11 protein-coding genes are annotated in these 10,942 nt (G+C 58.7%); 5 read left to right on the top strand and 6 right to left on the bottom strand.

Annotation, left to right across the window (positions count from 1 at the left end; translation table 11 throughout):
• Positions 1-555: 555 nt before the first annotated feature.
• Complete coding sequence (locus VGP75_RS12245; RefSeq protein WP_327543938.1) at positions 556-1,332, bottom strand: hypothetical protein; 777 nt, start codon at positions 1,330-1,332, stop codon at positions 556-558.
• A gap of 9 nt (positions 1,333-1,341) precedes the next feature.
• A complete protein-coding gene (gene parE, locus VGP75_RS12240; protein WP_327543937.1) occupies positions 1,342-3,300 on the bottom strand; it encodes a DNA topoisomerase IV subunit B in 1,959 nt (652 codons plus the stop codon).
• A 119-nt stretch (positions 3,301-3,419) separates the two neighbouring features.
• Between parE and VGP75_RS12235 the strand changes: the two genes are divergently transcribed.
• The 5 genes from VGP75_RS12235 (at position 3,420) to VGP75_RS12215 (ending at position 7,911) form a co-directional block, all read left to right on the top strand.
• Positions 3,420-4,304, top strand: a complete 885-nt coding sequence (locus tag VGP75_RS12235) for an NAD-dependent epimerase/dehydratase family protein (protein ID WP_327543936.1) — start codon at positions 3,420-3,422, stop codon at positions 4,302-4,304.
• The gene (locus tag VGP75_RS12230; RefSeq protein WP_327543935.1) at positions 4,301-4,840 is read left to right on the top strand and encodes a DUF4166 domain-containing protein; all 540 of its coding nucleotides are present in this window, start codon (positions 4,301-4,303) and stop codon (positions 4,838-4,840) included. Before VGP75_RS12235 ends, VGP75_RS12230 begins: the two co-directional genes overlap by 4 nt.
• Positions 4,841-4,963: 123 nt before the next feature.
• Entirely contained in the window at positions 4,964-5,614 is a 651-nt protein-coding gene (locus VGP75_RS12225; protein ID WP_327543934.1) for a DUF1007 family protein, read from the top strand.
• Complete coding sequence (locus VGP75_RS12220) at positions 5,596-6,498, top strand: nickel/cobalt transporter (RefSeq protein WP_327543933.1); 903 nt, start codon at positions 5,596-5,598, stop codon at positions 6,496-6,498. The genes VGP75_RS12225 and VGP75_RS12220 overlap by 19 nt, the downstream gene beginning before the upstream one ends.
• A 42-nt stretch (positions 6,499-6,540) precedes the next feature.
• Positions 6,541-7,911 carry an MATE family efflux transporter gene (locus VGP75_RS12215; RefSeq protein WP_327543932.1) on the top strand — a complete coding sequence of 457 codons (1,371 nt, stop codon included), beginning with the start codon at positions 6,541-6,543 and terminating at the stop codon, positions 7,909-7,911.
• Here the strand turns inward: VGP75_RS12215 and VGP75_RS12210 are convergent.
• From VGP75_RS12210 to VGP75_RS12195, 4 genes are all read right to left on the bottom strand, one after another.
• Positions 7,900-8,691: a Hint domain-containing protein gene (locus VGP75_RS12210; protein ID WP_327543931.1), complete on the bottom strand. Its 792-nt coding sequence runs from the start codon at positions 8,689-8,691 to the stop codon at positions 7,900-7,902. The genes VGP75_RS12215 and VGP75_RS12210 overlap by 12 nt on opposite strands.
• A gap of 219 nt (positions 8,692-8,910) precedes the next feature.
• Positions 8,911-9,072: a hypothetical protein gene (locus VGP75_RS12205; protein WP_327543930.1), complete on the bottom strand. Its 162-nt coding sequence runs from the start codon at positions 9,070-9,072 to the stop codon at positions 8,911-8,913.
• A 238-nt stretch (positions 9,073-9,310) separates the two neighbouring features.
• Positions 9,311-10,066, bottom strand: coding sequence for a peptidoglycan editing factor PgeF (gene pgeF, locus VGP75_RS12200; RefSeq protein WP_327543929.1), 756 nt, complete (start codon positions 10,064-10,066; stop codon positions 9,311-9,313).
• On the bottom strand, positions 10,063-10,942 hold an 880-nt coding region (locus VGP75_RS12195; RefSeq protein ID WP_327543928.1), incomplete at its 5' end, for a class I SAM-dependent methyltransferase. The genes VGP75_RS12195 and pgeF, both read right to left, overlap by 4 nt.

Raw genomic sequence — 10,942 nt, 5'->3', positions numbered from 1 at the left:
ATAAGGTGGAAATAGGGCGGCGTGACGCGAGGGAAAGGGGCGTATGTTTTGCGTACACAAGCTGTACACACTGCGTATGTACAAAGGTGCACGATCGGGGGTGGGATGTGCCCGCAGTCCCGGGCCTGACCCGGGACCTCGTCACACAGAGCGGCAGAGGCCCCGGATCAGGTCCGGGGCTGCGTGGCACTTGATCCGAGGTTTGTGCATATCCGTGGGGGCCGCGTGGGTTTCACCCACCCTACGAGAGGACGCAACCCGTAGGTCGGGGCCTGCCCCGACATACGATGTCGTGCGGTGCAGGTGTGTCGGGGAGAACCCCGACCTACGGTGCAGCACCCGTAAGCCGGGGTTCTCCCCGGCAACGTTGGCGATGCCCTCACAAAACACCCCGCCCGGCATCGCCGGGCAGCGCCCGACCTCCCCCCGGAGGGCGCTTTTGCAACGGTGGGGGTGTCAGGGCTGGTTCACTCACTGAAGGCATAGTATGGCACACCGATGTTGCGAACACCCTTCAAGTTGGGCGCTGCCCTAGTGTTGGCAAACTGGTCTGCTTTATGCTTGTTGATACTTTACGAGCCTATCAACAAAGGCCGCAATGTCTGCTTCATATTCAGAGTGTTCGACAGTTCTGGGACGTATACACAGGCCTCGTTCTCGAACCAATTTTGTCCCAGATTTGTTCTTTTCGCCCCACATAAGTTTAGACAATTGCTTGAAGAGTAGGGCGCCTACTTGATCTTTATCAGGCTCATTTATCACAAAACGAAATGAACCGACGACGATGTCCGCTATGCTAGATAAATGGCTTAATCCAATACTAGTTTGTTCAATAGACACGATGTGATCAAGTTTCTTCCGTTTGCCTTGGAAATCCATGCCAAGTTGGAAAACCTCTTCAAAATAAGCCATTTGCTTGAAGTCATTAGTGTGGTCGAACCGGACAGTACCAGCGACCTTTCCACTTTCTCTGAGAAACTGGTCAAATTTCAGGAGCAGAGTGTTTATACCAAATTTCAGGCGGGTTTGATTGTCTTGGCCTTTTGCGATGGAGTGCGGAACCACATAACAACAAGTTTGGCAGCCAAAATCCGTTGCTAGGTTCAGAATATCATTTTTGAGTTTAGTATGATCGCCTCGGTCGACGTGTTTGGGCTTGGTGCCTGTTGAAAACTTCAACAGGTCCCCGTCCTTAAAACCATATTTGTATCTTAGTCTGACAACTTCCTTATGAAGTTTCAGTGTCGCATCAGCCGGAAAAAATACTGCGGCATACACCAAAAATTCTCGTGAACCGTCTTGGTCTGCTTCATCTGCATACATCAAGAACAAGGTATCACCTCAAACATCCAACTCCTCCACAAACCGTGCGTTCTCCTGAATGTACTGGAACCGCAACTCCGGCTTTTTGCCCATCAGACGTTCCACCAGATCGGCTGTATCCCCCGGCACATCATCATGCACGGTGACGCGGATCAGTTTGCGGGTGGCGGGGTCCATGGTGGTTTCTTTGAGGTCCTTGGCGTCCATTTCGCCCAAGCCCTTGAAGCGTTGCACGTCGATCTTGCCTTTGCCGCCAAGGCCTTTGGCCATGACTGCCTCTTTCTCGGCGTCGTCGGCCACATAGACGCGGCGCGCGCCCTGCGTCAGGCGGTAGAGCGGCGGGCAGGCCAGATAGAGGTGGCCGTTGTCGATCAGGGGCCGCATCTGCGTGAAGAAAAACGTCATCAAAAGTGACGCGATATGTGCGCCGTCGACGTCGGCGTCGGTCATGATGATGATCTTCTCGTAGCGCAGGTCCTCGACGTTGAATTTGGTGCCCATGCCGACACCCAACGCCTCGCAGAGGTCGTTGATTTCGGCGTTGGTCGTCAGTTTCGATGAGGCGGCCCCCAGCACGTTCAAAATCTTGCCCTTGAGCGGCAAGAGCGCCTGATTGACGCGGTTGCGTGCGCCTTTGCCGGACCCGCCCGCGCTGTCGCCCTCGACGATGAACAATTCTGTCCCTTTGCGGTCTTTGGAGGTGCAATCCGTCAGCTTGCCGGGCAGGCGCAGTTTCTTGGTGGCAGATTTGCGCGCAGTTTCCTTTTCCTGACGACGGCGCAGGCGTTCCTCGGCGCGCAGCACCAGAAAATCAAGGATCGCACCGGCGGATTTCGTGTCATTGGCCAGCCAGTTGTCAAAGTGGTCGCGCACCGCCCCTTCGGTCATTTTCGCGGCGATTTCGGAGGACAGGCGGTCCTTGGTCTGCCCCACAAAGGCCGGATCGCGGATAAAGCAGGAGACCAGCGCGCAACCGCCCGAGGTCAGGTCCTCGCGGGTGATTTGTGCGGCTTTCTTGTTGTTGGAGAGTTCGCCGTAGGCTTTGATCCCCTTCAGGATCGCGGCCCAGAAGCCGCTGACATGGGTGCCGCCTTCGGGGGTGGGCACGGTGTTACAATAGGACTGGATGAAACCGTCGCGCACGGGTGTCCAGTTGATCGCCCATTCGACCTTGCCGGGTTCACCGAATTTTTCGTTAAAGTCCACGGTGCCGGCAAAGGGTTTGTCGGCATAGGTGCTGGCGCTGCCCAGCGTTTCCTTGAGGTAGTCCGACAGGCCGCCGGGGAAGTGGAAGGTGGCCTCGAGCGGGGTTTCCTTATCGTCGATTTCCGTTTTCCAGCGGATTTCCACACCCGAAAAGAGGTAGGCCTTGGAGCGGATCGAGGCAAAGAGGCGGGCGGGTTTGAACCGCTGGCTGCCAAAGATTTCCGCATCCGCGTGGAAGGTTACCGTGGTGCCGCGCCGGTTTTGCGTGGGCCCCAGTTTCTGCACCGGCCCCAGCGGGATACCGCGCGAAAACCGTTGCTCGTAAAGTTCCTTGTTGCGCGCCACCTGCACGACCATGCTGTCGGACAGCGCGTTGACCACAGATGCACCCACGCCGTGCAGACCGCCCGAGGTCTGGTAGGCCTTGCCCGAGAATTTGCCGCCTGCGTGCAGCGTGCAGAGGATGACTTCGAGTGCGGATTTGTCGGGGAATTTCGGGTGCGGATCGACGGGGATGCCGCGCCCGTTATCCTTGATCGTCACCGAATAGTCCGCGTGCAGTTCCACCTCGATCCGGTTGGCATGCCCTGCGACCGCTTCGTCCATGGAGTTGTCCAGCACCTCGGCCACCAGATGGTGCAGCGCGCGTTCGTCCGTGCCGCCGATATACATGCCGGGACGTTTGCGCACGGGTTCCAGCCCCTCAAGCACCTCGATGCTGTCGGCGTTGTAGTCGTCGGGGCTGGCCCCGGAGAGGAGGTCGTTGGCCATGGTACTGCTCATTTCTTTGGTTTGGGACATAATGGCAGGCGCGCGTGCAGGGGGCAATCTCGAATGCTTGCGGATTGTGCGCAGCGGGCTAGTTTAGCGTCAAACATCAGGAGGACGATATGCGCGTATTTTTCACAGGCGGCAGCGGCAAGGCAGGCCGTCATGCGATTACCTATCTGCAAGCGCAGGGCCATACGGTCGTGAATGTGGACCGCGTACCGTCAGGGCTTGATGTGTCGGAATTGCTGGTTGATTTGTGTGATGCAGGGCAGGTGATTGGCGCGATGTCGCAATACGCCGATTTCCACGAGCTGGAGCCGGGCACAGGCGTACCGAAATATGATGCTGTTGTGCATTTTGCCGCCGTGCCGCGCGTGATGATCGGCACCGATGGCGAATGCTTTCGCCAGAATACGCTGAGCACCTATAATGTGATCGAGGCGGCGGTAAAGCTGGGCATCCCCAAGGTGATCTTTGCCAGCTCCGAGACGACCTATGCCGTTTGTTTTGCCGATGGTGAGCTGAAGCCCGAATATGTCCCGATTGATGAGGACCACCCGACCGTCCCCCATGACAGCTATGCCATGTCCAAAGTCTGTAACGAGGTGACGGGCAAATCGTTTCAGGCGCGCAGCGGCATTGATATCTACGGGCTGCGCATCAACAATGTGATCGAGCCGCATGAATACGCCACCCAGTTCCCTGCCTATATGGCTGACCCCGCCCTACGCCGCCGCAACATCTTTGCCTATATTGATGCCCGCGATCTGGGTCATATGGTGGATTGCTGCCTGAAAACCGATGGTCTGGGGTATGAGGTCTTCAATGTCTCGAATGATGATCTGTCGGTGGGGATCACATCAGACGAGGTGATCGAACGGTTCTATCAAGGCGTGCCGGTAAAGCGCGACATGCGCCCCGATGAGACATTCTATGCCAATGACAAGGCCAAGCAGATGGTCGGATTTGCGCCGAAACATTCGTGGCGCGAGGTATTGGGGTGACATCAAAGGTTCCGCTCTTTGCGGGCTATCTCGGGGCGGATTATAATGCACTGCCCCCCGTGGTGCGCGATTTGCATGATCTGCGCGGCCCTACCGTCTGGCGCGGGCGCGCCAGTGTCACGCGGGGTGCGTCGCTTTGGGCCCGGCTGATTGCCTTCCTGTTCCGGTTTCCACCTGCCACGGACAACATTGATGTCACCGTTACCATGACGCCGCAACAGGGCGGGGAGTTGTGGCAGCGCCAGTTTGGCGCTGCGCGGTTTTGGTCTTTCCTGCGCGTGCAGGACGGGCAGATGACCGAGCGGTTCGGACCCTTTACCTTTACGCTGGGTCTGCATGTGGCGGAGGGGCAGTTGCATTTTCCGGTGCAGGCCGGGCGCGTGGGGCCGGTGCCTTTTCCACGCTTTCTTTTGCCGATCAGTGTGGCGCGGGAATATGAAGATGCGGGGCGGTTTCATTTTGATGTGGCGCTGTCAGCCCCCATCACGGGAGCGCCGATGGTGCATTATCGCGGGTGGCTTGCGCCTACGGCGTGACCACAGATTTTTCGACGAAAAATCTTGGGGCTCTTAGGTCAATTTTTGGCAAAAAATTGATCGCTGCGGGGCGTTGGATGCAAGCGCATTGTCGATGCTCCAAGATACCCCTACATAGGCTGCATGCGTTTTGTCCTTCCCCTACTTGCCGCTTTGGCCGTGCCCCTCAGCGCGACGGCCCATCCGCATGTTTTTGTGCAGGCGCAGGTCACTGTTGTCTTTGATGAGGCCGGTGACATGGGGATCAAGCTTGACTGGCAATATGACGATCTGTTTTCGCTTCTGGTGACCACCGATCTTGGCATCGACATGGATGGCGATCTGGTCCTGACCGCTGATGAACAGGCCTTGCTCGAGAGCCAGATTGCCGCATGGCCGCCGGAATATGCCGGTGATCTCGAGGTCGCGCAGGGTGGTGCAGTGCTGGCTTTGGGGGAAAAGCAGGATCATAGCATGACCTATGTTGAGGGGCTGTTTGTGGAAACACATCTGCGGCCCGTACCGGATTTGCCCGATCGCGCGTCACCGCTCCAGATACGGGTCTACGACCCGAGTTTTTACACCGCTTATGATTTGCGCCGTCCCGTGCTGATCGAAGGGCGCGATGATTGCAGCGCCGAGATCATTCCCGCCGATATCGATGCTGCCTATGCCCTGGCCGAAAGCCTTTTGGACGGACAGAGTGCCGAAGATGTCGGGCCCGACGACTACTTCCCTGCCATTGGCGATGCGTTTGCGGATACGATTGTTGTGACATGCGCTGGCCCGCTTTGATCCTTGCGGCCTTCGGGGTGCTCGCGCTCTGGCTCTGGGGCTTTGGCGGGGCCGATCAGGTGACGCGCTATGCCAGTGCAGCCCAACGGGATGTGCAAAACGCGATGGCTGCGGCCTTACGCGGATTGCGCGCGGGTGAAGCGGGAGCATTGGCCACGCTTTGGGGGCTGTGTTTTGCCTACGGGTTTGTCCACGCCGCAGGGCCGGGCCATGGCAAGCTGGTCATTGGCGGCTACGGCGCAGGCACGCGGGTGCCTGCGCGGCGCTTGGCGGGGCTGGCGCTGGGCGCATCTCTGGCACAGGCGCTAACAGCGGTGCTGCTAGTCTATGCTGCCGTGTTTGTCTTTGGCTGGGGACGCGAACAGATGACAGGGGTGGCCGATGATGTGCTGGCCCCGCTCAGTTATGCATTGATAGGCGCTGTAGGTCTTTGGTTGATGTTGCGGGGTTTGCGCCATTTGCGACCCAAGCATGACCATGACCATGACCATGACCATGCTCATAAGGGCGACAGTGACGTCTGTGCCTCCTGCGGACATGCCCATGGACCGACGATCAAACAGGCGCAAGCCGTGCGTTCCTGGCGGGATGCGGCTGTGGTGATCGGCACGATTGCGGTCCGGCCCTGCACAGGCGCGCTGTTTTTGCTGATCCTGACGTGGCGGTTGGGCATTGATTGGGCGGGGATTATCGGGGCCTTTGTGATGGGTCTGGGCACCGCGAGCATTACTGTGATGGTGGCGTTCGCCGCCGTCGGATTGCGCGAAAGTGCCTTGCAGATGGTGCAGCACGGGGCGGTGGCACGCACCTTGGCCTGGGCCGAGATTTTGGCGGGTGCGATTGTCGTATTGCTTGCCAGCCAATTGGTGCTGCGCAGTATCTGATTATACTTTACCGGGGCGTGGAACGGGCCTAAGGCTTTTGCCATGCAGCCTGTCGCACAAACATATCAAGACCACAGCCGTGCGATCTGGAAACTGGGGATGCCCCTGATCCTGAGCAATCTGGCACAGTTTGCCATCCATATCACCGATACCGTTATGCTGGGCTGGTATGATGTCACCGCACTTGCGGCCTCGACCATCGCCAGCACGTTGTTTTTTGTGATCTTCATCGTGGGCGCAGGGTGCGCGCAAGCGGTTGCACCGTTGGTGGCTTCGGCGGCGGAACAGGGCGACGAGGTACAGGTCCGCCGTGTCACGCGGATGGGGCTGTGGTTGTCGATCATCTACGGGTTGATCGTCACGATCCCGTTCTTCTGGGCCGAAGAAATCCTGATCGCCATCGGCCAGGATGCAGAAGTGTCGCGGCTGGCCCATATCTATCTGCAGATCGTCATCTGGCAGATGATCCCTGCGCTGATCGTCATGACGTTCAAATCGTTTCTGGCAGCACTTGAACACACAGCGATCATTCTGTGGGCCACGATTGGTACGGCGGTGCTGAATGTCTTTATCAACTATGCGCTGATTTTCGGGAACTGGGGCATGCCGGAACTGGGGATCATGGGGGCTGCAATTGCGTCTTTGAGCGTAACCCTGATCACGGTCCTGCTGCTTGTGATCTATATCTTGCGTATCCTGCCGCAATTTGAACTGTTCAAGAATTTCTGGCGCAGTGATGGCGCGATCCTGCGCCGCGTTTTCATGCTGGGATGGCCCATTGGTGCCACATCCCTTGCCGAGGGCGGGCTGTTCAGCGCCTCTGCCATCATGGTGGGCTGGATCGGACCGATTGAGTTGGCCGCACACGGGATCGCCATCCAGTTGGCGAGCCTCACCTTTATGGTCCACATCGGTTTCAGTCAGGCGGCCACTGTGCGGGCGGGCCGTGCCTTGGGGCGGCGGGATGAATTATCGTTGCGCCGCGGTGGTATGACGGCGATCGGGCTGTCGGCGATCTATGCGGTGGCAACGTCGCTCATCTTTCTGGCGATGCCAGAGACCTTGGTGTCTCTTTTCATTGATCCCAATGAGCCGGAACGCGCCAATTTGCTGCGGATCGGCGCAAGCCTTGTGATGGTTGCCGCCTTGTTTCAGCTTGTTGACGGGTTGCAGGTGCTGGCCCTTGGCCTGTTGCGCGGTGTGCAGGATACGGCCGTGCCGATGGTCATGGCGGTGATCAGCTATTGGGTGATCGGATTGCCGGTCAGCTATTTGCTGGCCTTTACCTTGGGCTTTGGTGCGGTGGGGCTGTGGCTGGGTCTTGTGATCGGACTGGCCATCGCCGCAGCACTGCTTTTGTGGCGGTTCTGGGGGCGATCGGTAAAGATCGCCCCGCAGGTCCTAGCCGAGTAGTTCGAGGTCGCGCATCCGCAGGCGCGGGTGCTCCATCAAGCCAAAGTCTTCAAAGCCGCGTTTATGCGGGAAGAGCGAGAGATATTCGCGCAAGGCATCGCCCCGCAGGCCCAGATTAAAGGCGGAACCAGGGTGCAGCGTTTCGATTTCCAGACCGTTCACCATGACACAGCGCTGCCCGGCAAATCCGAACTGGAAGACGCTGACGGGTGTTGCAGGCTCGAGGCTGAGTACATTGTTGCCGTCGACAAAGTCAGCGGCGGGGATGAAGGCGGCATCACTGCCAGCCACGCGGCGAATTCCGTTGGCACGGTGCAGCAGACGGGCCGACGGCCCCAGCACCAGATCCTGCGACGGACGGCTATAGCCGAGCGCATCGCCGGTGATCCGTGTCATCATGGGTTGTTTTGAATTGGCCGCATTCGTCGCGGGACCAAGCGTGATCCGGCCGCGCCACAACAGCTTTTCATAGCTGCCATCGGCAAGGCGGACATCGTCGCCCGGCATCACGTCTTCGACAGACATAAACCCGTTCTGTGTCTGCACGATTGCTGCGTGACCGAGGACAGAGAACGCTTCCTCAAACGCCGGATGGGCGCGGGCAATTGTGTTGAACTCGTTAAAGCGTCCTTGCGCATCAAGGTACATGACCTCGTATTTGCGCTGGGCAATATCACTGTTTTGCGTCTTTGCATGTTGCCGCTGGGCAGGCGTGAGCCTGATCTGCTGACTGAAGATATCGATCACTTGCGGTGCGCTGGGGGTCGGGGAGGGTTCCATCAAAAAGCCTTTTCAAAGCTGACGTCATCTGCTGTCCCACCAACAACATCTGAGCAATAGTTACAGTTGTGTAGATTTGCGGGGCACGGATGCCAGGCAAATCGATGCAACCAAGATCTGCCCCAACACACGGCGCAGTATCGTTCGTATGGCCACATCTTCCATGTTTGCCCCGTGCCACCTGCCGCGTACTGCAGCAAAGACCCAAGGCGAGGCGCGTTAAGCGCCCTGTGCGATGCGTTCGAGAGGTTGCGCTGTATCGCCTGCATTTTCTGAACGGCGTGCGATCATTGCTTCACGCAGGCTGCCACGTGCCCAAGGCATTGGCGTGTCATATGTGGCGACTGCAGCTTCGAGTGATGTCTGCCAGCGGCTTTTCATGGTGATACCTCTTTCTTCTTGGTGCCCTTTATGGGCGCTGATTGAGGATCAGGATGCGGGATCATACTGGCGAGATTTTGACCAACTCAGGAAAAGATTCAGTCGCACGCATTAATTCCGCAAAAAGGGAGGATATCTTTGATAATCATGGAAATTATCTAAGGCTGGAGAGTCCTGAAGCGGGGCTTGTTTAACAAACCGAGGCAAGTCTTGCCTCATTTCCCTAAACGGCGCCGGTTTACAGCCTTATTGCAGCAATCAGCCGTCCATAGTCGGCCTGCCGTTCATGGACGCTGCGCCGGTAGCTGTAGAATCGGTCGGGGTTTGCGTAGGTGCAGTGATGTGTCCATGCCGCCGACCGGATGCCGCACTGCTTGAGCTTGAAAAGCCCGAAGGCCGGCAGGTCAAAATAGAACCGGTCGCCCTTGCCTTGGCGGAAGAAGCGGTCGAATTGGGGATCAGCGGACAGAAATGTATCGTAGAACTCTGGCCCGACCTCATAGTTTGCCTGACTGATGCAGGGGCCGATGACCGCGACGATGTTGGCACGCGTCGCACCCAGGTTTTCCATCGCGGTGACCGTCGCCTCGAGCACACCGTTGACGGCCCCTTTCCATCCGGCATGCGCCGCCCCGATCACGCCCGCCTGCGTATCGGCGAAAAGCACAGGCTGGCAATCGGCGGTCAGGATGGACAACGCCACGCCCTTGGTTGCGGTGACCAGTGCATCGGCTTTAGGGGCCGGTGTGACAGGTATGGCCAGCGTGACGACATCGGCCGAATGGACCTGATGCACACCGACGAGGTTCTCTGCGTCCACCCCCAGCGTTTTTGCAACGCGCGAGCGGTTGATTGCCACGATCTCGTGCTGGTCCGAGCTGCCGTAGCCGCAGTTCAGCCCGGCAAACACGCCGGAGGATGCGCCACCTGCGCGGGTGAAGAACCCGTGCGGGACATTTTCCAGAAGCGGCGAGGTAATAATGTCGAGCGTCATGGCTCCAGTCCGGGAGGTGGTGTTGCGGTTGACGGATAAAGGCCGATCACTTTGAAAAGGTCGCCCATTTCGGCAGGGTGGGTCAAGCGCCGATGTGCGGCGATATGGGCCGTGCGGGCCTCACCCGTCAGTTTAGCACCAAGCGCCTGTGCGCGCGCGGTGATCCCGAGGCGTTCAAGGAAGACGCCTTGGGGTGTCAGGCGCGTATATTTGGCAGGGGCAGCATGGGCGGCGATAGCGGCGAAATCGACATGCGCGGTCAGGTCAGCCTGGCCCGGGGTTGCAAGCGGGTCGCTGTAGGATTGGGATTTCAAGGCTTGCAGCGTGTCGCCCAGTGACTGCCAGTCACCATAGTCGATGATCAGCGCGCAGCCGCCGGATTTTTCAATCTGTGCGCCGATGGTTTCCGTGATGGCGGGAAGGGAGGGGCAAATCTCGACCAGATCACCCTCTGTCGTGTCTGTGAGGCGGTGTTCGACTGCCGCGATGGGTGCCGCTGCCGACAGCCCGAAGGCGAGCGCGCCATCCGTCACGCCGATCATCTTTTCGCGCCAACCGTCGCCGCTGCGGATGAATTGGCGGATCGGCAACGCGTCGAAGAACTCATTTGCGATCAGGTAGAGTGGCGCGTCGGGCAGGGTCGCGATACTGTCGTGCCATGTGGCGTGCGCAATGCGCGCGGCTTGGGCTTTGCGCAGTGTGGGGGAGGTCTCGACCAGATGAACCGAGAGTGCCTGGTGAAAGCCCGGCACACCGCGTGTGGCGCGCAGGGCGTCCTGCATCAGGGTGCCGCGACCGGGGCCAAGTTCGGCCAGTATGATCTGCGCGGGTTGCCCTTGGTCGATCCAGGCTTGGGCCAGTGCCAGTCCGATCAAC

It is taken from the genome of Yoonia sp. (assembly GCF_036007805.1).
Classification (GTDB): Bacteria; Pseudomonadota; Alphaproteobacteria; order Rhodobacterales; family Rhodobacteraceae; genus Yoonia.
This window is presented reverse-complemented; position numbering and strand designations above follow the sequence as displayed.

Coding starts and splice junctions, on each gene's coding strand:
- pgeF (WP_327543929.1), bottom strand. CDS start 10,066: ATGACGCTCGACATTATTACCTCGCCGCTTCTGGAAAATGTCCCGCAC.
- VGP75_RS12225 (WP_327543934.1), top strand. CDS start 4,964: ATGCGTTTTGTCCTTCCCCTACTTGCCGCTTTGGCCGTGCCCCTCAGC.
- VGP75_RS12220 (WP_327543933.1), top strand. CDS start 5,596: ATGCGCTGGCCCGCTTTGATCCTTGCGGCCTTCGGGGTGCTCGCGCTC.
- VGP75_RS12235 (WP_327543936.1), top strand. CDS start 3,420: ATGCGCGTATTTTTCACAGGCGGCAGCGGCAAGGCAGGCCGTCATGCG.
- VGP75_RS12205 (WP_327543930.1), bottom strand. CDS start 9,072: ATGAAAAGCCGCTGGCAGACATCACTCGAAGCTGCAGTCGCCACATAT.
- VGP75_RS12215 (WP_327543932.1), top strand. CDS start 6,541: ATGCAGCCTGTCGCACAAACATATCAAGACCACAGCCGTGCGATCTGG.
- parE (WP_327543937.1), bottom strand. CDS start 3,300: ATGGCCAACGACCTCCTCTCCGGGGCCAGCCCCGACGACTACAACGCC.
- VGP75_RS12210 (WP_327543931.1), bottom strand. CDS start 8,691: ATGGAACCCTCCCCGACCCCCAGCGCACCGCAAGTGATCGATATCTTC.